Annotated in this window: 15 protein-coding genes and 1 tRNA gene; 4 read left to right on the forward strand and 12 right to left on the reverse strand. The window is 39.0% G+C overall.

Annotated elements, in window-relative coordinates; all coding sequences use genetic code 11:
* Positions 1–609 precede the first annotated feature (609 nt).
* The 6 genes from ESV85_RS07240 to ESV85_RS07265 all read right to left on the reverse strand — a co-directional run bounded on the left by ESV85_RS07240 (position 610) and on the right by ESV85_RS07265 (position 8,597).
* Positions 610–1,629 carry a type IX secretion system membrane protein PorP/SprF gene (locus ESV85_RS07240; RefSeq protein WP_317130774.1) on the reverse strand — a complete coding sequence of 340 codons (1,020 nt, stop codon included), beginning with the start codon at positions 1,627–1,629 and terminating at the stop codon, positions 610–612.
* Positions 1,629–3,965 carry a PKD domain-containing protein gene (locus tag ESV85_RS07245; RefSeq protein WP_146916170.1) on the reverse strand — a complete coding sequence of 779 codons (2,337 nt, stop codon included), beginning with the start codon at positions 3,963–3,965 and terminating at the stop codon, positions 1,629–1,631. Before ESV85_RS07245 ends, ESV85_RS07240 begins: the two co-directional genes overlap by 1 nt.
* Before the next feature lie 102 nt (positions 3,966–4,067).
* On the reverse strand, positions 4,068–5,339 hold the full coding sequence (locus ESV85_RS07250) for an adenylosuccinate synthase (protein WP_146916172.1): 1,272 nt from the start codon (positions 5,337–5,339) through the stop codon (positions 4,068–4,070).
* Positions 5,340–5,485: 146 nt separating this feature from the next.
* Positions 5,486–5,833 carry an STAS domain-containing protein gene (locus ESV85_RS07255; RefSeq protein ID WP_146916174.1) on the reverse strand — a complete coding sequence of 116 codons (348 nt, stop codon included), beginning with the start codon at positions 5,831–5,833 and terminating at the stop codon, positions 5,486–5,488.
* Positions 5,834–5,837: 4 nt separating this feature from the next.
* Positions 5,838–6,326 carry a Fur family transcriptional regulator gene (locus ESV85_RS07260; protein ID WP_146916176.1) on the reverse strand — a complete coding sequence of 163 codons (489 nt, stop codon included), beginning with the start codon at positions 6,324–6,326 and terminating at the stop codon, positions 5,838–5,840.
* Between the two features lie 54 nt (positions 6,327–6,380).
* Complete coding sequence (locus tag ESV85_RS07265; protein ID WP_146916178.1) at positions 6,381–8,597, reverse strand: RelA/SpoT family protein; 2,217 nt, start codon at positions 8,595–8,597, stop codon at positions 6,381–6,383.
* Between the two features lie 158 nt (positions 8,598–8,755).
* Between ESV85_RS07265 and ESV85_RS07270 the strand changes: the two genes are divergently transcribed.
* The 4 genes from ESV85_RS07270 (at position 8,756) to clpX (ending at position 12,231) form a co-directional block, all read left to right on the forward strand.
* Positions 8,756–8,837, forward strand: a tRNA-Leu gene (locus ESV85_RS07270).
* A gap of 92 nt (positions 8,838–8,929) precedes the next feature.
* The gene (gene tig, locus ESV85_RS07275; RefSeq protein WP_146916180.1) at positions 8,930–10,255 is read left to right on the forward strand and encodes a trigger factor; all 1,326 of its coding nucleotides are present in this window, start codon (positions 8,930–8,932) and stop codon (positions 10,253–10,255) included.
* Between the two features lie 75 nt (positions 10,256–10,330).
* On the forward strand, positions 10,331–11,005 hold the full coding sequence (locus ESV85_RS07280) for a ClpP family protease (protein WP_146916182.1): 675 nt from the start codon (positions 10,331–10,333) through the stop codon (positions 11,003–11,005).
* Positions 11,005–12,231, forward strand: coding sequence for an ATP-dependent Clp protease ATP-binding subunit ClpX (clpX, locus tag ESV85_RS07285; RefSeq protein WP_146916184.1), 1,227 nt, complete (start codon positions 11,005–11,007; stop codon positions 12,229–12,231). Before ESV85_RS07280 ends, clpX begins: the two co-directional genes overlap by 1 nt.
* 30 nt (positions 12,232–12,261) lie before the next feature.
* Here the strand turns inward: clpX and lpxB are convergent, their stop codons facing one another.
* The 6 genes from lpxB to ESV85_RS07315 form a co-directional block, all read right to left on the reverse strand.
* Positions 12,262–13,380: a lipid-A-disaccharide synthase gene (gene lpxB, locus ESV85_RS07290; RefSeq protein ID WP_146916186.1), complete on the reverse strand. Its 1,119-nt coding sequence runs from the start codon at positions 13,378–13,380 to the stop codon at positions 12,262–12,264.
* Between the two features lie 32 nt (positions 13,381–13,412).
* Positions 13,413–13,832, reverse strand: coding sequence for a 6-pyruvoyl trahydropterin synthase family protein (locus ESV85_RS07295; protein WP_146916187.1), 420 nt, complete (start codon positions 13,830–13,832; stop codon positions 13,413–13,415).
* Between the two features lie 132 nt (positions 13,833–13,964).
* Complete coding sequence (locus ESV85_RS07300) at positions 13,965–14,915, reverse strand: DUF1735 domain-containing protein (protein WP_146916189.1); 951 nt, start codon at positions 14,913–14,915, stop codon at positions 13,965–13,967.
* A 22-nt stretch (positions 14,916–14,937) separates the two neighbouring features.
* Entirely contained in the window at positions 14,938–16,521 is a 1,584-nt protein-coding gene (locus ESV85_RS07305; RefSeq protein ID WP_146916190.1) for a SusD/RagB family nutrient-binding outer membrane lipoprotein, read from the reverse strand.
* A gap of 10 nt (positions 16,522–16,531) precedes the next feature.
* Positions 16,532–19,657: a SusC/RagA family TonB-linked outer membrane protein gene (locus tag ESV85_RS07310; protein WP_146916192.1), complete on the reverse strand. Its 3,126-nt coding sequence runs from the start codon at positions 19,655–19,657 to the stop codon at positions 16,532–16,534.
* Between the two features lie 485 nt (positions 19,658–20,142).
* The gene (locus tag ESV85_RS07315) at positions 20,143–22,065 is read right to left on the reverse strand and encodes an OmpA family protein (protein WP_146916194.1); all 1,923 of its coding nucleotides are present in this window, start codon (positions 22,063–22,065) and stop codon (positions 20,143–20,145) included.
* Positions 22,066–22,069 lie beyond the last annotated feature (4 nt).

Raw genomic sequence — 22,069 nt, forward strand, 5'->3', positions numbered from 1 at the left:
CACTGCCTATAAAACCGCACGAAGCAAATTCTATAAGCTTCTCCCTGTCTGTTCTCAGGTTACTATTTTTTTTGTCTTACATCACTTCAAAGAACTTAGTGTCACTCATTTGTGACTCTGGTCAGATACCGGTAACTCGCGTTTTCCGATCCGTTTTCCCCCCTTCCTTGCTGAAGGGAGTGCAAAGGTAAGAGGATAATTTTAACTTCCAATAACCTTCTCAAAATTTAATTTCTAAAGTTTCTCAGAGGCTAACCTCTCTCCGCTTTATCCCCCTTCCGTCCTGAAGGGAGCGCAAAGGTAAGTGATCATTCCTGACTTCCAAACCCTTTGCAAAATTTAATTTTTCAATACTTTTTGAGCTTCTCAACTCTTCCCGTTTCCGCTGCCGTTCGCCTCGTTTGGGAGTGCAAATATCTGCCTTTTATTCTTAAACACAAGACCTATTTGCAAAATATCCCCTCAAAACACATAACTGCTTGAATACAACCCGCAAAGATTTTTGGAAATAAATATGCCCTGATCAAGCAAAAACGACCACCACTCCACCTAGGTGTTCTGTCCAAAATACATTCCTTGAAATAATCTCTTGAACTTTCAAGATTTGACTTAATATCTGAATGTAGGAAGCTCCGAATAATCCTTTTTACGTTGGTTGCTGGGTGAAAAAACATACCTCAAAGAAATCTCATGGGCTCCACCAGATACACGCTGACCCAATTTTGAAATAGAATAGTCAAAGCTATATCCAAAGTCCAGCCCAGAGTCCAACTCAATTCCAATTAGCCCTATTAAGGATTCATTATTTGGTAAATTATACTTGCTAGGAAGACCCCGGTACCAAAAACCAAGGATCAAAGGTTCAAAATAAAACTCCGCTCCTAGGTCTAACTGATCAAAAGCTCCCTGCGACTTATAGTTAAATGCCAATGCAAGCGATCGCTCCTGATCTGTATTATTGAAGAAGTCATTGATATTCCCCGGAGCTAGATTAAACCTAACTCCTCCGTGCAGTGAATATTTGACCGGAAGCCTATTTGAATTCAATTCCAAATAGCTAATCTGAGGCTCCAACAAATGAAAGGCAGAGAATCCAAACCAAAACTTATCTTCATAATATAAGAGTCCCGCATTTATATCTCCTGCTCTAAGGCGACTATCTCCCGAAAAGCCAGCACCTGGCTCGCCTACTACTACACCTTTATCTATATCTAATTGAGTTCCCAAGATAACTTGGTCAAAAAGCACATCTCTTGACAAGAGACTTCCCTGAGCCCCAACATGAAGAAAACGCTTTTCACCTAATCTCAATCTATAGCTATACACCAAGCCAATTTCATCCGTCCTACTTTGATTGAAGGATTCTCGCGCTCCTGAGATAATTATTCCTAAACCCGAATTATACTTTTCAGAAAAATGATCTGCATAAGCAGTGTATGCAATAAAGCTTTGATCCAAAGCTGGCCATTGATTTCGGAAGTTAACTCCTACCCTCGTGAGCCCTGTACTTCCCGCGAGTGCAGGATTCAGATAAAAAGGATTGGCATAGAACTGCGAATACTGTACATCTTGGCTGAAAGCCCTAGAAGATAAAAGAAATAGAAAAACAAATACTACGTAAATCCTCATCATCTAATCAATTTGAATTTACCTGCTTTAGTCACCTTTTCTCCATCGGTAGCTACTCCATTATACCTATATACAAAAAACCCTGCGTCAAGTAGCTTCTCATCTAGCTTCCCATCCCAACCAGCAGTGTTGATATCGTCCGTCTCAAAAATCAAATTTCCCCAAGTATTGAAAATTAAAAGTTGTCCCGAAACTAGTCCTTTGGATTTAGGAACAAAAAATTGATTCTCGTTCTTTAAAGGAGTGAAGCCAGTAGGAAACATAAGTCTGTAGCTTCTGATTATTGAAACCGTCCTAACCTCTGATGATTCACATCCCCACTCATTAGTAATAGTAAGCATTACATCAAAGTCACCTTTTTTACCATATATATGTGTAGGGTTTTGCTCAGTAGATATCGAGCCATCACCAAAATCCCAATTCCAACTTACAGTACCATCAGCCGACAGATCAGAAAACTGGAACACATCATCGGGAAAGAATCCTCCATCGTCCTCCCCTTTCACTCCTGTTCCTTGTATTTCAAATTCGAATTCCGCCAAAAGCTCTTCCTCAAGAATCACTATGTGTAATGGTTCGGGCGATGAATAGCAGTCTAAATCAACATGCTTTATCTGAAGTTCATATTCTCCAGCGATGGAGATTGCCTTCATTTCTTCATTTAAGTAAGTTTGCCCTGCTCCAGTAAGCTTATAATCATAGGTAAGCGGGTCATAATTTGAAATACTACTAGTCACATCCACAAACTGGCCAGGTGTGCAACCTACTACTGGAGAAATAAAATCAAAGTCTGGAAATTCAGGAAAACTCACCAAAACGGAATTGGAGATCGCCGGGCAATTCTTACGATTATAAGCTTTCACCAAATACTCGCCTACGGTATTCGCGGTATATTTCTCGGAAACTGCTCCTTCTATAAGTTCATCATCTTTATACCATTCGTAACGCTCATATACCTCATCACCTTTTGAAGTAAGTGTCACAGATTCTCCTCCACATAATCGCACTTCTTCTACTACCTCGGAATTACCATCGACATATATACTTACAGGCTCTGGAGATTCTTGGATTTTCAATGTCATGGCATTGCCAGCAGAGGTTTTTCCGTAGGTATCCGTAATTGTATAGTAAACAGTGACGCTTTGATCTGTAAATCCCTCATTTGGAAAAAATGTAAAATCTCCGCCATTTGTCCCTGCAGTGAAAGTGCCTTGAGGCAATTCTAATACTCTATTCTCCTCACGACATTTCCCTTGGGCACAGATGTCCTCACTTTCCTCTTCTATATCACCAAGTGATGCATAAAATTGCAAACATCTTATCTCAGAATTTTCATTTGGAAGAATCACTTCTTCATCTGTAATATAATAAGTGTTCTCTTGTCCTTCACAGGATGCAAAATCTGAGAAATCAACACCTGATGGAGATTGCAGACCTTCATCATTGGATACTTCAACAATTAGATTTCTGATTTCATGGATATTTGTCTCACCTCCAGTAGATGCAGCAAAGCCTATTTTCAGATTCTTTGAAGGCTCATATGGAAAAGGAACGCCTGGAAAAATAGTAATTGTCCTAGGTTCATTAGTTACAGTAGTAACTACCATTTCTAATTTCAAAAGATATCCTACGCCATTAGGATTAGGCTCTAACTCCAAAAAAACTTTGCGATAACCAGGAATAGCAGGAGCTGTTACTCGCCCAGTCCCAGGACCACCAGAACTCAATGGGAATTGGTATTCTACATCCAAAGCCAGTCCGAGTGATCCAGAAGGCGGATCTACAGTCATCTTCCCATCGACAAACTGATAGCCATTGAGACCTGCCCCACTTTTTCTTATCGAAATACTATTAGGGTACAAGCCATTTGGGGAGCCAGAAAACCCTCCGATTTTGCCTTCACTAGAATTACTATAATTTCCATAAGCATCGAAACCAATGCCCAAATAACCTCCTGTCATCCCAGGTACATTATCTCTCTGAGTATATCCAAACGCTCCACCGAAACCTCCAGGCTTAAAATTCTGCACATCAGCATCAAATAGAAATACAGTAAGCCCATCTGCGCCACTCCCTCCATACATAAAATATTCGAAGGAAGCTTTTATCCCATAAGCTGGAGAAAAAGGAATGTCTATATAAACATACCCGTTTTGTTCTCTTTGTGCATCTGTCAAACGCAGCACTCCATCAACTAACCTTGCACTACCTCCAAAAACAGTCGCTGATCCAATTGACTCTTCAGCACTAAAAGTTTCACAGTAAGGAAAGCCAACTTGTGAGTAGGTAGTGAAAGATACTAAGTAGAGCGCAATGGCTAATATTAAAAATTTCAATGCTAGGCTAGGTTTTTGGGAAAGCCAAAATACACTTTAAACGCATAGAAATAAAAAAGCCCTTGATTTAAAAATCAAGGGCTTCAAGTATTGTAAGCTCGATTATCGCAAAATCGTTTGAGTACGATCTGGGCCAACTGAAACTAATTTGATTGGAACATTCAATTCTGTTTCCAAATATTCAACATAATCTTTCAATTCTGTCGGGAAATCATCATATGCATTAATATTTTCCAAAGAGCAATTCCATCCTTTCATCGTTTTATAGACTGGAGAAACATCTTGTTCTGTTATCTCAAAGCTCAATTTGTCAATTTTCTCTCCTGTAGGAAGCACATAATGCGTACAAACTTTGATGTCCTTAAAGATATTCAATACATCACCTTTCATCATGAATAGTTGCGTAACACCATTGATCATGATAGAATAACGTAGTGCAGGTAAATCCAACCAACCACATCTTCTAGGGCGACCGGTAGTACTTCCGAATTCATTCCCTTCTTTTCTCATGTCCTCTCCATCCTTATCGAACAGTTCGGTTGGGAAAGGTCCGCTACCCACTCGGGTACAATATGCCTTGAAAATTCCGAAAACTTCACCGATTTTAGAAGGAGCAACTCCTAATCCTGTGCAAGCTCCGGCTGCCATTGTACTGCTACTTGTCACAAAAGGATAGCTACCAAAGTCAACATCTAACAATGAACCTTGTGCGCCTTCAGCAAGAATTCTCTTTTTGGAATCCAAGGCTTCATTAACCACATATTCACTATCTATCAGATTTAAAGTCTTGAAAAACTCAACTGCTGAGAAGAATTGCTCTTCCATTCCTGGCAATTCATCCAAAGGATGATTGTAGAATGAAAGCGTAGTTTTATGCTTAGCTACAAGTGCTTCGTATTTTTCTTTGAAATCAGGACTTAAAATATCTCCTACACGAAGTGCAGTTCTTCCTATCTTATCCTGATACGTTGGACCGATACCTTTTAAGGTAGAACCAATTTTCTTATCACCTTTAGATTGCTCAAGAGCAGCGTCAAGTAATTTATGAGTAGGGATGATAATCGTGGCTTTCTTAGAGATTACCAGGTTTTTCATGTAATCAATCGAGAATTTACCCAATCCATCAATTTCCCTTTTCAGGACAATTGGGTCGAGTACGACTCCATTGCCTATTATATTAAGTATCTGTGAGCGAAAAATCCCAGAAGGGATCTGATGCAGAACATGTTTGATCCCGTCAAATTCTAAGGTGTGCCCAGCATTGGGACCACCTTGAAAACGGGCTACAATTTCATAATCAGGCGCTAAAACGTCTACTATTTTTCCTTTTCCTTCATCTCCCCACTGGAGACCTAGAAGTACATCCATCTTCATTTGATGTGCGGTCTATCTGTTACACTAGTCTTTTTGAAGCGTGAAATTTGCGATAAGCCCATACAAAACCAAGAGAAAGGATGTAATTATTTGCTCAACGCAAAAAACGTGACGTATTAACTATAGAAAAAAAATATTGCTAAGAACTAGTTTATTGCTGACTTTTTGAACTCCTCTACCGAATCAAAAACCGTAAAAATATTATTCAGCTTGGTGATAATCAACAGTTTCTTAACGTGGTCAGATGGTGCGGTCAGGTACACTTCACCATCTTTATTTCTCATTTTTGTAAGCATAGTGATCAAAAGACCAATTCCACTGGAACTGATGTATCTCACTTCACTCAGGTCAACCACGAAATTCTTGGCACCTTCTTCCACCGCATCGGAAACAACCTCGACGAGTTTAGGCCCTACTTCATCTCCAATCAAATCACCCTGAATAAATAGGTAATGAGCAAGCTCATCCTTACTTGTATTATATGTCAATTTCATATGATTATAATTTGTCTTTCAAGGGTATTTCTTCTTTTCTGTTTTCACAATTCTCTTTGAGACAATTGCCATACAATATTAAAGAGTGGTGAAGCACTTTGAAGTTCAGAATTTCACCCACTGTATTTTGAATGTTTTGGATTCTAGGATCGCAAAATTCAAGAACCTGATTACAATCTGTGCAAATTAAGTGATCGTGCTGCTTGAAACCGTAGGACTTTTCGAATTGAGCTAGGTTTTTACCAAACTGATGCTTCGTCACCAAATCACATTCAACCAGAAGATCCAGCGTATTGTAAACAGTCGCGCGACTTACGCGGTAATTCTTATTTTTCATACTGATGTAGAGAGACTCTACATCAAAATGTCCTGTTCGGCTATAGATTTCTTCGAGGATAGCATAGCGCTCCGGTGTTTTTCGGAGCTTCTTTGTTTCAAGATAAGCTGTAAATATCTTTTTTACCTCTTCGAAGTGATTTGTATTCAAAGGCATTAGCTGGGTATTTTTTCAAATATAACTTTTGTAAGTAAGAAAAGATTCATTGCATCAATCAAACCTTGAAACCTTTAATATCCCATCCACTTCAATTAGATTTTCGATCAATTTATCAAGATGCTCTGTGCTGTGCACATACAGCTTAATTGTCCCTTCAAAAATCCCTGCATCCGAATCTACCGTGATAGAGCGCATATTCACTTTCAGCTCATTTGAAATCACTTTGGTCACATCATTAATCAGTCCAACTCTATCTGTCCCGATAATTCGCAAACCAGCGAGAAAGGCGATCTCTTTTTGACTTGTCCACCTTGCTTTTATTACTCGGTTTCCATGGTTGGAAAGCAATTCTAGCGCATTAGGACAGGATGTACGGTGAATTTTGATCCCTTCATTTACAGTCACAAAACCAAAGACATCATCCCCAGGTATAGGATTACAACATTTAGCCAAAATGTAATCTACCACATCCATATCCTCTCCGATCAGTAGCTGATCGTGATCTGGTCCTTTCAGACTTTTTATCTCTTTGGTGAAAGAAGATTCGTCCCTTACTTTCTCCTGACTGGATTTGTTTTGAAGTTTTTGCGTTGCTTTAAAATCCTTGAATGATTTGATCGAGGTCGGGTCAATTGCTCCAATACCAACTCGAAAATAAAATTCATTTGCAGTTTTCAGTTCGAAAAATGCCCGAAGCTTTTCTACAGATTCAGAATTGAATTCCATCTTCATCTGTTTCATCTTGCGCTGGACTATCTCTCTTCCATCAAGAATTGCGGATTTCTTATCCTCTCGAAGCGCATCCTTGATTTTGGCTTTTGCTCTAGTGGTAACAACGTTGTTGAGCCAATCTTCTGAAGGCTTTTGCTTGTTTGAAGTAAGGATTTCTACCTGATCACCATTTTTCAACTTATGGGAAATAGGCACCAATCGCTGATTGACTTTTGCTCCTATACATTTAGCCCCTACTTCTGTATGAATCTCAAAAGCAAAATCCAATGCAGTAGACCCAAACGGCAGAACTTTCAAATCCCCCTTAGGAGTAAAAACAAAGACTTCATCATGAAATAGATTTCCTCTGAAATCATCCATAAATTCAATCGCATTCCCATCATTGGACTCCAGCAAACCTCTCACTTGAGTAATCCAGTCATCCAGCCCAGTAGGTCCCTTGGAGTTTTCCTTGTCTTTATATTTCCAATGAGCAGCATAACCCCGCTCAGCTATCTCATCCATCCTTTCGGTTCGAATCTGCACTTCAACCCATTGCCCAGTTCCACTCATTACTGTAGTATGGAGTGATTCGTAACCATTGGAACGTGGGGTACTTATCCAATCTCTAAGTCGGTCTGGATTTGGTCTATAAAAATCTGTCACAATAGAATACACTTGCCAGCAATCAGCTTTTTCACTATCCAGGTCACTTTCCAAAATAATCCTAATCGCAAACAGGTCATATACTTCCTCAAAAGGGATCCCCTGTTTCTTCATCTTATTATATATAGAGAAAACAGATTTAGGTCTTCCTTTGATGGTGAATTCCAGTCCAGTTCTATTGAGTTCCTCTTCTATAGGCAGAATGAAGCTGCGGATGAATTTATTTCTATAGGATTTTGATTCATTGATTTTGAAAACAATCTCCTTGTAAGTCGCAGTGTCTGTGTATTTCAGATAAAGATCTTCCAACTCAGATTTTATCGCATAAAGCCCAAGTCTATGTGCCAAAGGAGCATACAAATACATGGTTTCCGATGCAATTTTGAGCTGCTTATGCCTCGGCATGCTGGACAGAGTTCTCATATTATTGAGTCTGTCTGCAAGTTTGATCAAAATCACACGCACATCATCAGAAAGCGTGAGGAGCATTTTTCGGAAATTCTCAGCTTGCTGCGAACTTCCGTATTCAAACACTCCTGCGATTTTGGTAAGACCATCTATAATAGTCATGACCTTATAGCCAAATTCCCGCTCAATATCCTCCAGTTCCCATTCCGTATCCTCCACTACATCGTGAAGTAAGGCAGATACGATTGAGGTCGTGCCCAAACCTATTTCTTCCACACAGACTAATGCCACTTCAAGCGGATGATAGATATAAGGTTCACCAGACTTACGGCGCATGTCCTTATGTGCTTCAAGAGACACATTGAAGGCTCTTTTTATCAATTTCGCATCGCCATCTTTTAGAATTGGTTTTGCTTGTCTCAATAGCCTACGATAGCGCTTAAGTATTTCTTTTCTTTCTTCTTCTATGTCCACTTCAATCATACAGGAGGAATTTAATACAAAAATGGTGGTCTAAGTTCATCTTGCATCAAATGTTGAATATTTTTTTTTGTCTGCTATTGCATTTTATATATTAGTACCTACATTTGCATCCACAATTGGAATTAGAAACATATTTTCTAATCTAAATTGAACTTATTGCGGATGTGGCGAAATTGGTAGACGCACTAGACTTAGGATCTAGCGCCGCGAGGCATGGGGGTTCGAGTCCCTCTATCCGCACTAAATACCGAACCCTCAATCACTCAACTGTCTTCAACAACAGGGTAGGGATTGGGGGTTTTTAGTTAATCTTCATTCTAAAATTTTGAGCTTTGGAAATCACACAAGACAAGCATTCAGCAAATCAAGCTTCAATTAAAATTAAATTAAACGAAGCAGATTACCAACCTAAGGTTGAGGCAAAACTTAAGGACTTTGCCAAAAAATCTAACATCAAAGGATTCAGACCTGGGAAGGCTCCTATGTCTATGGTGAAGGGCATGTACGGCACCTCTGTACTTGTAGAGGAAATCAATGCTATCCTTAGCGAATCCCTGAATACTTATTTGAAAGAACAAACTTTCAAAATCTTGGGAGACCCACTTCCACAAAATCAAGATGCAGCGATCGACTGGAAAACTCAAAAAGAGTTTGAATTTGACTACAAAATCGGATTCGTTGAGTCAGTAGATCTTACTCTTGATCCAAAAATCAAAGCAACAAAATATTCCATCAAAGTAGACGACAAGTTGATCAATGAAACTCTTGACAACCTTAAATCTCAATACGGTAATAGCACTAACCCAGAAGTAAGCGAAGAAGGCGACCATATCTATGGTGACTTGAAAGCTACTGAAGGTGAATTCGAGAAAACTGTTTCTTTGGATTTGACTAAAATCACTAAGAAACTTGCTGGTAAATTCATCGGGCTTAGCAAAGAAGCAGTCGTAGAATTCGAAGCGAAGGATGTGAAGAAAGGTCAATGGGAAGAGGCTTTCGGCCTTAGCGAAGAAGAGTCTGCAGACATCGATGGAGCGTTGACTATGACTGTAAAAAACATCAACAGAACTGAGACTGCCGAAATGAACCAAGAGTTCTTCGACAAAATCTTCGGTCCTGACGAAGTGAAGTCTGAAGAGGAATTCATTACTAAAGTACGTGAGACACTTCAAGCTAACTACGACAGGGAATCCAAAGTATTTACTGAGGAAGAATTGAAGAAGGTATTGACTGAAGCTGCGAAGGTGGATCTTCCAGAAGCATTCTTAAAAGAATGGCTTCTGATCGCCAATCAAGGCAAAGTATCTGAAGCGGATGTAGAAAAAGAATTTCCTATCTACGCAAGACAATTGACTTGGTCATTGATCTCCAACGAGATTGCTACCAAAAATGAAGTCAAAGCAGAGCATGAAGAAGTGATCGAGAAAACCAAGCAAATGGTTCGTGAGCAATTCGCCTCTTCTGGCCTTGGTGCGCAGATGGAAGACAGCATGGATATGTTCGTAGACAACTACCTTAAAGGTGAAGAAGGTCAGAACTACATGAATATGCTTACTTCAATTCAGAATGAAAAAGTCCTTGCTTTTGCCCTTGACAAAATCAGTGTAAAAGAAAAGGATATAAGCATTGATGAATTCAAGGAACTTTTAGATAAGTAATTCGCTTAAATCATCATAAAAAAGTCCTTATTTAAGGGCTTTTTTTATTTTTGCTTACCACAACAAACTCGAAAGATGATTAACAAAGAAGAATTCCGTAAGTACGCCATTCACAATCAAGGCGTAAGTGGTACTGCTTTTGACCAGTACACTCAACATATTGAAAACATGACTCGCTCTGTAATCGAAGAGCGGCCTCAGAATTTCAGAGAGATTGACGTATTCTCTAGATTGATCATGGACCGTATTATTTTCCTAGGAACAGGAGTAGATGATCATGTTGCAAATATTATTGTAGCACAGCTACTTTTCCTAGAATCAGTAGATTCTAAGAAGGATGTATTACTTTATGTCAATAGCCCAGGCGGATCAGTGACTGCAGGCTTAGGGATCTATGATACGATGCAGTTTATCAACCCTGACGTGGCTACAATCTGTACAGGAATAGCAGCTTCTATGGGAGCTGTATTACTTGCAGGCGGAGCAGCTGGTAAAAGATCTGCGCTGAAGCATTCTAGAGTAATGATTCACCAGCCATCAGGCGGTATGCAGGGAAAATCCACTGATATGGAGATTTCCTTAAAGCTTATTCTATCTATGCGTGAGGAATTATATGATATTCTAGCAGTGCATACTGGTAAAACTCCAGAAGAGATAGAGAAAGATTCCGAAAGAGATTATTGGCTTAAGTCAGAAGAGGCGAAAGCTTATGGACTAATCGATGAAGTACTAGTTAAAAAACCAAAATAATGGCTCAAGTTACCTGCTCCTTTTGCGGTAGAAATAAGAAAGATGTAGATCTAATGGTGTCGGGTATCTCGGCACACATTTGTAATTTCTGCATTGATCAAGCTCATTTGATTCTTGGTGAAGAAGATAAAACCAAGAAGCCAGATGGAGCAAAACCAAAAATCAAACTCAAGAAACCTAAGGAACTCACTAGCTACTTAGATCAATATGTAATTGGTCAGGAAGATGCTAAGAAAGTTTTGACGGTAGCTGTATACAATCACTACAAACGTCTTTTCCAAAAAGACGAGAATGATGATGTAAAGATTGAAAAATCTAACATCATTATGGTTGGAGATACCGGAACAGGTAAAACCTATCTAGCCAAAACTTTGGCAAAAACCCTTGAAGTTCCCTTTTGCATAGCCGATGCGACTGTTTTGACAGAAGCTGGCTATGTTGGCGAGGATGTGGAAAGTATCTTGACGAGATTGCTACAGGCAGCAGACTACAATGTAGAAGCGGCTGAGCGCGGAATCGTATATATAGATGAGCTGGATAAAATCGCAAGAAAATCAGACAACCCATCTATTACACGAGATGTAAGTGGTGAAGGCGTGCAGCAAGCCATGCTAAAGCTATTAGAAGGCACTATCGTGAACGTACCACCTCAAGGCGGACGAAAGCATCCTGACCAAAAGATGATCGCTGTAAACACAGAGAATATTCTATTTATCTGTGGTGGAGCATTCGATGGAATAGCTAGGCATATCGGTAAAAGACTAAATACTCAGCCTTTGGGATTCAGCAAAGCAGCGGCGGATGCGGTAGCAGATCGAGAAAACCTGTTACAATATGTAACAGCACAGGATTTGAAAGCTTTTGGCTTAATTCCAGAATTGATCGGAAGACTTCCTGTTTTGACGCATTTGGACCCTCTTCATGCTGATGTCTTGAAAAGAATCCTCACAGAACCAAAGAATGCTTTGGTAAAGCAATACGCCAAGTTGCTTAATTATGAAGGAGTGAAAGTCACTTTCGAAGAAAGTGGCATTGATTTCATCGTAGAGAAAGCGGTAGAGTTCAATCTTGGAGCTAGAGGGTTGAGATCAATTTGCGAAGCGATCATCACAGATGCGATGTATGACATTCCTTCAGATGATTCTATCACAGAATTGATTATCGATGCGAAATACGCTCATGAAAAATTCGATAAGTCAAAGTTTAAGCGACTTCAAGTAGCCTAATATAAAAACCCTGCTTCACTGAGGCAGGGTTTATTTTTTGCCTATACTTTTTAGAATCAACACAGCCGCAGTATCCGACGCACTCCCCTCTCCTATTTTCTCTTTGATCAAATCATAACCTTGGAGCATATGACCTCTGTATACTGGATTCCCTAAAATCTGCTGCAACTCAGCTTTTAGATTAGGAATCGAAAAATCATTTTGAATAAGCTCCTTCACGACCTCTTTATCGGCAATTAGATTTACTAGGGAAATGTAAGGCACACGAATCAAATTCTTGGCTATAGCATATGAAATAGAGCTAGTCCTATACACAACTACCTGAGGAACTCTAAACAAAGCCGCTTCTAAAGTTGCTGTTCCCGATGTAACCACCGCAGCTATTGCATGAGAAAGCAGATCATAGGTCTGATCAAATATCACTCGTATACCGGCATCTATTCCACGTTGATAGATTTTGACACCTAAATCGCCAACACCGGCAATTACAAACTGAGCATTAGGGAATTCTTTCACCAACTCTACCATTCGATCTAACATAGCGTTGATCTCCTGCGCCCTACTGCCAGGCAAGAGTGCAATAATGGGCTGATAACTCAGCTCATTCTTTTGAAAGAAAAACTCATGAGGTGAAAATTTTGAAATCTCGTCCAATAGTGGATTCCCCACATAATGAACGTGCATGTCATACTTTGCAAAAAAAGTAGGTTCAAAAGGTAAAATAGAATAGATCTGATCTGTATAAGCCTTTAGCTTCAACGCTCTCTTTTGATTCCAAGCCCATACTTTTGGAGGGATATAATAGTGAACAGGTATGTTGTTTTCTTTAGCGAAAGCTGCAATTTTCATATTGAAACCACCATAATCAACTAGAATGATCGCATCTGGTTTATATGCTAAAATATCATTTTTAACTAGCTTGAGGTATTTTAATACTTTTCGAAAACCTAATACCACTTCCAAAAAACCCATCAAAGCGACCGCTGCGTAATCTACAGCCAATTCCACACCAGCTTCCTTGGAGTAGCTGCCTCCCATCCCGCGAATCTTCAGCGTTGAATCCTTAGCCAAAAGAGATCGCACTAGATTAGATGCATGTAGATCTCCTGATCGCTCACCGGAGATGATGTAGAGTTTGTGGGATTTCAAATTTTAAATTTCAAATTTTAAATTAAAAAAAATTACTCACCAAAGTACTCCACAAAATTCCTGGGAGTCTCGTAAAGAGTAAGCTTATGCAAGCCCCCATGAGAAGTGATTTCATTCACAGCAGGCTCAAGGATCTTCCAGAATTCCATAATAAGATTTTCACAGCTGGCTAATTTTCCATACATGAAATCAACGTCTACGTTCAGGTTTTTATGATCTACTCTCTCAATCACTAAATTGCGAATAATAGTACTCAACTTTTTAAGATCTACTACGAAACCGGTATCAGGATCAGGCAATCCTTTTACCATCACGATTAACTCAAAATTATGGCCATGCCAGTTGACATTGGCACAAGGTCCAAATATCTCCACATTCTTTTCATCGGACCACTTTGGGTTCCAAAGTTTATGGGCTGCATTGAAGTGTTCTTTTCTACAAACGTAAATCATCTCTAATAGGAATTGGCCGCAAAGTTAACCAGAAGATGCGGAAAATGGAATTCATCGTAATTCTACCTCAAAAAATAAAACCCCGACGATATAATCGCCGGGGTTTTATCATTCAAAATAAGATAAGAGTAATTAACCTCTTTCTCTTACATATTCATATTTCTCCTTAAATACCAATCGCTTATTACCTGACTGATACATAAAGTAACTTACTTCAAGAGTTTTACCATCTTCAGAGAAGGTAGTATACTTATTTACTCCAGTAGGATCAATTTCAGCATAACGAGTATTAGCAGCAGGTTGACCATAATAGTTAGTCACTGCAGTTACGTTATTAGAATCATCTAATTTGAAGACTGCAGCATAGCTACCAAAGTAGCTAAGTCCACCTCCTGTGTTGAATACATAACCGTATCCACCTAGGAACTCAGAATCCCAACGACCTACAGTTGTAGCTGTAATTGTTCTCAATTCAACATTGTATGGATATAATCCTGAAAACTCTGGTCTTGTAAGATCTGAAAATTCACCAGTAACTTGATAAACTCCATCATACTTATTCTTAGCACCCACAGCATAAATAGCTGTTTCGAAGTTTCCAGAAATAACACCAAAAGAAGATTCAGTGATTGTCAATGGAATAGCATAGTTTTTAGAGAAATCGAAATTATTTGTAAATAATTTGATAGTCTTTTCAACTTGTCTCTGACCACTAGGAATAGTTACTTCCATTGCATCTATAGAATACAAATTAGAAGGAAGAACCTCATAATCTGTTCCTTCAGAGTCATTATATGCTTCTAAAGCCGCAGGATCCAATTTGAATTTCACATTGATATTCTGAGTATTCTCCTGCGCACCTGAGTAGCTTACTATAACCTTCAATTCTACTTCAGCAGCTGCAGTAAAAGAAGATACATATAGAGGGTAAACACTTCCTGGAGAAGCAATCAGACCAATGTCAAAGAATTCTATGACATTTTCTACTTTGTCGGGATCAAAAAGCGGATCCTCATCCAAACAAGATGTAAGTGTCACCATGGCAACAGCAAACAGTCCTATTTTAGTTAATATATTTTTCATATCTATTTCTATTAATTAAGGATTATTGGGCCTGCCAGAAGATCAAACTTGTAAACTGATTGATTCCAGTAGGAACATTAGCAGGATTAAGTTGGAACTCCGTTGAAGCGTAAAGATATCTTACTGGAAGCTCATCAGCTCTTGTAGAGGTAGATAAGATGGATGCAAAACTTAATGCAGGATTAGAAGAGCCATTAACAATCTTTGGATATGCTGTTCTTCTGAAATCAGCCCAAGACTCATGTCCATTTATAAAGTTAAAAGCGATATACTTCTGAGTAATAATTGCCTCCAATTTCTCAGCTGGAGAAGATGCCTGCTCATAATGAACTAAATAACTATCAGGATTATCGTCTTTGTACAATTGCACATCTGTTGCAGGATCCCAATCTGAAGAAGTTGCTCCAGAAATATCTTCATATAAATATCTATAAGAAGCTAGGATTCCTTTGTCAAAAGCATCTTTGTCATCGCCAGAAAGATATCCTTTCATGTAAGCTTCTGCTTGTAGCAAATAAGACTCTGCCGCTAGCATTATTGGGAAATCAGCAGTTCTACCCTTCAATAACCCTATGCTATTTGTTGCATCAGCTCCAGTTCCAGAACCTACGTACCATGCCGTTTGATTAGAAAGCGCAGCAGGGTTATCTACTAAGTTCCCAAGCTGTCCCTTAGGAGTACCTGCCGGGTAACTACGATATGTAGCATAACCTCTTCCTTGGTCAAGTAATTTATTGCCATTATAGAAGGTATAGGTATAGGTACTAGGAATAGCCGATCTACCAGATCCGGATAATGAACCTGCAGCATTAGAGTGATATCTCTCCCAAAGTGGGTTTTGCTTTCCAGAAGTAGCAATGTACCCTGGGTTAATCTTTGCATCGCTAGTAAGGAAGCCGACACTTGTGTTCATCTTAGCAAATTCGCTTGCTGCAAAAGAACTAGTCTCAGAGGCAGAAGCCATTTTGATAAGCAACCTCAATTTCAATGTATTAGCAAACTTAGCCCACATAGTCACATCACCACCAAACATTACGTCAGCAGAACCAAGACCGTTAGCACCTTCTGCTGTAGTGAAGATAGTAACAGCGGTACTTAACTGAGCCACCAAATCCTGATAAATAGCTGTTTGGCTATCGTAAACTGGAGTAACATTTTCAGAACCAGAAAGCGCCTCAGTATATGGAGCATCCCCAAATACATCTACTAACATCGCATAATCAAATGCTTTCATAGTTTTAGCTGCAGCATTATAATATGCTAACCCTGGATCTTCAGCTGATTGATCTTCGATGTATTGATAGTTAATCAAATCATCATAAGTAGCAGACCAAAGCCCATTGTAAGAAGTTGTGGTCATATTGTAAGTAACAGTCGCTCCCCATCCACCGTATCCTCCGGCATTGACAGTATAACCATTAATCCACTGAGCACTAGTGCTATATGACAAAAGCAAATTTGCGGAACTTGTCAAAGCATTTGGCAACACCAACTGAGGAGTAGCGGAAGTAGCCTGATTTGGATTCACATTATCTCCTAGAAAGGACTCACAAGAAGTGAGGGAGATAAAGGAAGCTAGTATAAATAATCTTAGTATATTTTTCATTTCAATCTAATTAAAATGTTAATGTGATGGAACCACCGAAGAATCTGGTTGGAGGTGTTGCAGCCAGAGTAACGATACCCACTGCATTTCCGTCAGAGAAATTGTAGTCAGGATCCGTGTAAATATTTGATTTCGGTGTGAAGATCAACAAGTTTCTACCTTGAGCTGTAATAGTAGCACCTTGTATAAATCCAATTCTGCTCATTAAGCTAGCTGGAAAGTCATATGATAATGCAACTTCTCTTAGCTTCCAGTAATCACCAGAAACAAGATAGTTTTCAGCTATATTTCTTCTATAAGAACCATCAGTCCAGAAGCCCGCGCCACCATCAGTTACCGTGATATTTGTGTTCTCAATATAAGTACCTGGATTTTCTGGGTTTTCATATACTGAATTTGGAATGACGAAACGCTCTCTATTAAAATAAGTAGTCGTGATACCAGATCCAGAGAAGTCAAATGACCCACCACCATCATAAAGGATACTATAACCTCCTCTATATTCTGCTAAAGCAAATAGCCTAAAGCCTTTGTAAAGAAACTCAACGTTTACACCTAATCTATGCTTAGGTGTTGTATTACCTAGAGTAACTTGTCCTTCTGCTGCACTTGGATATCCAGAGGTTGCGTCTACAATGATTCTTCCCTGATCATCTCTTTTATAAGCAGTACCAATCAATACTGGGAAAGTTTCGCCTTCTACAGCATATACTTGAGCATTCCCACCCGAGGAAAGCTGAAGTCTTTTTAAATCATCGGCGATCTCAACTACTTTGTTGTTGTTATAGGTGAAGTTAGCACCAACGTTAATCTGGAAACTGTTTCTAGAGAATGCAGTTACATTTAACATAGTCTCAAGACCTTCATTAGATACAAGACCTGTATTTTGTAAGTACGAAGAGAAACCAGTAGTAGAAGATACTCCTGTAGGAATTGTTTGGTTTTCGGTTTGAGACTTGTAGTAAGTTAACGCACCGTTAACTTTACCATCAAACAAGATAAAATCGGTACCAACCTCAAAAGATGTTGTAATCTCTGGCTTCAGATTAGCAGCTACTAAAGTATTATCCAATGAATAACCAGAAAGGCCACCATAAGGGAATCCACTGGAAGGGCTAAACGTAGGAGCTAACTGATAAGCACCAAAGTTAGTACTATTACCTAAGTTAACCTGACCTACCTGAGAGACACCACCTCTAAATTTCAATTGAGAAATAACTGTCGAATTTTGAAGAGCTTGAATAGCTTCAGAAGCAACAAATGAAACGTTTGCTGCAGGATAGAAGAATGATCTATTATCCTTTGAAAGAGTAGACACCCAATCATTTCTTCCGGTCAATTCAAGGAACAAGTAATCTTTGTATGCAGCCTTGAACTGAGCAAATACACCAATTTGACTTGCTTCATAATTACTTTCACCTACACTAGCTTCACCTACTCTGTTTGATACATTGTAAAGTCCTGGTATTACAATACCGTTGGCACTTACACCAACACTTTTGGATCTATTCTGTCTTAACTGGTTTCCAAGCAATAGGTTGAAGAACCAATCATCACCAACAGCTTTCTTCATGTTGATCAAGAAATCTGAGATAATCTGATTATTAAAGCTTGTTCCATCAGATACACCACCAGCGATATCAGTCTTTGCGGCCGAAATGTCTTTAGTATAATCAGTGAATGTGAATTTACCCGTAGTGTTCTTACTAAAAGAATTTCTATTAGAAATACCTATTCTATACGTGAAATCCAACCACTGAAGCGGCTTATATTTCAATTCAACATTACCTACGATATAGTCGTTACCAGAATTTTGACGTTGGTTATCTATAGAGAAATATGGGTTGTCGTAATACTCGTTGTAATAACCATTTGGATTAGCAAATGGATCATTTTTCCAATCCTTATAGCTAGTCAATGGGATTTGCGCCGGAGTTTGAAGAATTTGGTCAAACATACCAGATGTTGCATTTGTGATGTCATATCTATTCTGTACGTAGTTTGTAGACAAGTTTAAGCTTAGCTTATCGTTGAATTTTCTAGTACTATTGAATCTAATAGATGCTCTAGTGTAGTTATCTCCTGGAGTAGTACCGTCATTATTTAGGTACTGAGCAGATAAGAAGTTTGTTGAATTCTCATCACCCCCACTTATAGAAACATCAGTTTGGTTAGTTACACCAGTTTCCCAGAAATCGTTCTTTGATCCAGTATTAGAATAAGGAACAGTCTGAATAGAACCATCTTCCAAAGGTTTACCAATTTGCACCATAGACCCGTCGAATCTTGGACCGTACTGCTGATTCTCGTAAGGAACATACTGATGTGGATACCCGCCTGCATAGCCAGAACCAAAAGTATCCTGAATTTCTGGATAGAAGCTCACTTGCTCAAGATTCACTGTATGACCAATAGTTACTCTTGGAGCACCTGATTTACCTTTTTTAGTTACGATGATCAATGCACCATTGGATGCTGCAGAACCATAAAGGGCTGCTGCATTCGCTCCGTTAAGTACCGTTATCTCTTGAACGTCCTGAGGATTAAGGTTACCCAAAATAGAATTTGGAACAATCACGTTGTCCACTACGATCAAGGCTTCGTTATTACCTGTCAATGAACGGCTACCTCTCAATACAACTCTTACGTTTGGATTTACACCCGAACCAGTTGTGTTGATTTGCATACCTGCTACTTTACCAGTCAAACCAGCCGCTACGTTAGCAGCTCTACCTTGAGCCACATCGCGAGTCTCGATACTTGTAGCATTGTAACCCATCTCTATTCGTCTGGACTCAATACCTGCCGCACCTGTGATCACGACTTCACTCAAACTCTGTACATCTGGCTGCAGAACAACGTCGATGACAGATTGCTGACCAATTTGAATCTCTTGAGTGTTAGTTCCAATAAAACTAAACACCAATACTTTCCCTTCAGTAGGGATGGTCAATGAGTACTTACCATCAATATCTGTGGCAGCACCTACACTAGTACCTTTGACTAATACGGTTGCGCCTGGAATTGGCTCACCGTCTTCGCCCGAAGATACTATTCCGGTTACTTTACGCTCCTGTGCAAATGCCACAGCACTTACTAGGAAAAGCGAAAGCCCTAGGAGTAAAATTTTCTTCATAAGAAATATGATTTGGTTTATATTATACCCAATGATATTCCTATTGATGCAATATCGCAAAATCAAGGGTTACAAATTTGTATAAACGTAGCAGTATGGAAATTAATAAAAATCTTCATTTTTACTCAAATACAAAATTATAATTGGATTACTGTTTCAAATACCCCGCTTTCTATATTTTTGTTTTGTTCTTCTAATGTTAACAAAAGTTAATTTTTTATTAACATTGAATATGTTGCCACCTAAATAAAGGACTGACTCTTAAATAAATTAATATTTCTCCTTAAGGCATTAAAACAAAATTTTTGCTAATCTAAAAATGAAAATACGGCTCTTTATTAGCCAAAAATGACTCTTAGGGAAAATTACCATCTGATATGATATAAATTGAAAGGGAATAGACTATTAAAATAAAATTATAATGTAGTTAATAGTTTATTTTCTGGAGTATTTGCTCGCTTTTGATCAATTACTGGTTATACTACCTACAAAATTTTTATAGTTATCCTACGATTTAACGCTTGGTTTTGAGGATTGATATTTGGCACCATAGGTTCCTTATCTCCTCTACCTTCAACTAATGCCCTACCATGATGAAACCCATTTTTGATGAGGTACTCCTGAACACTTTTGGCCCGTTGTAAACTAAGATTATGATTATAACTTGCGCTACCTACATTGTCCGTATGGCCTGTGATCAGAATGTTAACATTTGGATTTTCTGCTAAAAATATAACTAATCTCTTTAGTGAAGAGATCGACTCAGATTTGAGATCGTACTGATCAAATTCAAAGAATATATTTTCAAAAACGAATTCCTCCCCGGCAGCGACTGGGACCAGTTCTATTTTCAAATCCTTTACATTTTTGATTTTATCACGCTCCACGTTGTAAATTTTGGGGATAAAACCTTTTTTCTCTACGTACAAACCTGAAATAGCCTTATCAGGATAAAGCATCATAAACTCCCCCGTCTTACCATCTGCCTTAAACTGGTATAAAGTACTGTCATTCGTAAGTGATACTAAAGATAGGGTGGCATCGATAGGCTCCCCCGTTTTTGAATTAAACACCTTTCCTTCGGTCACAGTCAAGTTCTCCCCCAATGAAATTTCTTTAGGGAATTTGAACCTGTATAATAAGGAACGATTATTTTCTTTTTCTCCCGTACTCAACTCTGTAAAATAAGCGTAATCTTTTTGCGCTGTAATAAATAATGCCACCTGATCTAATTGATCATTAATAGGCAGACCTAAGTTTTCTGGCTTAGTAAATTCACCATCGACTACTTTTGAAAGCTGGATGTCCATTCCTCCAAAACCGGGGTGCCCATTTGACGAAAAGAAAAGTATCTCATTATTAAAAAACATAAAGGGAGAGATCTCATCCTTTGGAGTATTGACTACAGCTCCTAGGTTTTTAGCAACAGTCCAAGACCCATCACTTTGCATTACACTGTACCAAATATCATTACCCCCAAATCCCCCTTTTCTATTAGAGGAAAAGAACAATATTCTCCCATCTGCAGAGAGTGAGGGCTGAGAATCCCATGACCTTGAGTTAACATTCTTGCCCATATTTCTCGGACGCTGCCAATTCCCATTCACTTTATAGGCGATATACAAATCACAGCTCCCCTCAGAATCCGGTGCATCACAAGATGTATAAATTAGTATATTTCCATCAGCAGTCACAGAGCAAGTGCCTTCATTATAAGGAGAATTAATTGCTTGGGCTACACTCTGAGGCTTGGACCAATTTCCTTCAGGGGATACAAAGGCCATATAAATATCCTCCTTATCATTATTCCCAATCCCATCTCTTTTGGTGAAAAGTATCTGCTCTCCATCTGCTGTCAATACAGGAAAATACTGGAGCTGAAATTCATTGAGTGGAGCTGGTAATTTTTCCTTTTCTATATGCCGGAAATTCTCCAACTGCTCAGCCAAGAATTCCATTTGTGCCTTAGTGTCCACATATGAAATTGACTTCTTGAAATCTACATCCAATAACGGATCAGTCAGCCCAAACTCATCAAAAGAATCCTGAAACCTCCCTTGCTGCAAATACACGTGAGTCAGTACCCAACCCAAATCTGCTCTATGCTTGACTGTAACATTCTTTCCAGACAATCTTGACTTACCGGCAATTACTGTTTTCTCAGCATTCGCTAAGTCACCTTGTGTAATCTGAAGTTGTGCTAACTTCACATAGGCTTCTAAAAATGAGGCCTCTCGGTCTATTGCATCCTTGTATTTGCTAATCGCCTCGTCATATTGTCGGGAAAGAGTCAACTCCTCTGCTTCGCGATACATCCTTATTGCCTTACCATCAATAATGGAATAGCTTTGCGCGTTAGCGAAAGAAATGGTCAATAAAAGAAGAATTCCGGCTAGAAAAGGGCGCATGGAC

The organism is Algoriphagus aquimarinus (genome assembly GCF_007997215.1).
Classification (GTDB): domain Bacteria; phylum Bacteroidota; class Bacteroidia; order Cytophagales; family Cyclobacteriaceae; genus Algoriphagus; species Algoriphagus aquimarinus_A.

Excerpts from the sequence above, each read along its gene's own strand:
- ESV85_RS07280 (WP_146916182.1), top strand. The coding sequence starts at position 10,331 with ATGATTAACAAAGAAGAATTCCGTAAGTACGCCATTCACAATCAAGGC.
- ESV85_RS07255 (WP_146916174.1), bottom strand. The coding sequence starts at position 5,833 with ATGAAATTGACATATAATACAAGTAAGGATGAGCTTGCTCATTACCTA.
- ESV85_RS07300 (WP_146916189.1), bottom strand. The coding sequence starts at position 14,915 with ATGAAAAATATATTAACTAAAATAGGACTGTTTGCTGTTGCCATGGTG.
- ESV85_RS07260 (WP_146916176.1), bottom strand. The coding sequence starts at position 6,326 with ATGCCTTTGAATACAAATCACTTCGAAGAGGTAAAAAAGATATTTACA.
- ESV85_RS07240 (WP_317130774.1), bottom strand. The coding sequence starts at position 1,629 with ATGAGGATTTACGTAGTATTTGTTTTTCTATTTCTTTTATCTTCTAGG.
- ESV85_RS07295 (WP_146916187.1), bottom strand. The coding sequence starts at position 13,832 with ATGATTTACGTTTGTAGAAAAGAACACTTCAATGCAGCCCATAAACTT.
- ESV85_RS07310 (WP_146916192.1), bottom strand. The coding sequence starts at position 19,657 with ATGAAGAAAATTTTACTCCTAGGGCTTTCGCTTTTCCTAGTAAGTGCT.
- clpX (WP_146916184.1), top strand. The coding sequence starts at position 11,005 with ATGGCTCAAGTTACCTGCTCCTTTTGCGGTAGAAATAAGAAAGATGTA.
- ESV85_RS07305 (WP_146916190.1), bottom strand. The coding sequence starts at position 16,521 with ATGAAAAATATACTAAGATTATTTATACTAGCTTCCTTTATCTCCCTC.
- ESV85_RS07250 (WP_146916172.1), bottom strand. The coding sequence starts at position 5,339 with ATGAAGATGGATGTACTTCTAGGTCTCCAGTGGGGAGATGAAGGAAAA.
- ESV85_RS07315 (WP_146916194.1), bottom strand. The coding sequence starts at position 22,065 with ATGCGCCCTTTTCTAGCCGGAATTCTTCTTTTATTGACCATTTCTTTC.
- ESV85_RS07265 (WP_146916178.1), bottom strand. The coding sequence starts at position 8,597 with ATGATTGAAGTGGACATAGAAGAAGAAAGAAAAGAAATACTTAAGCGC.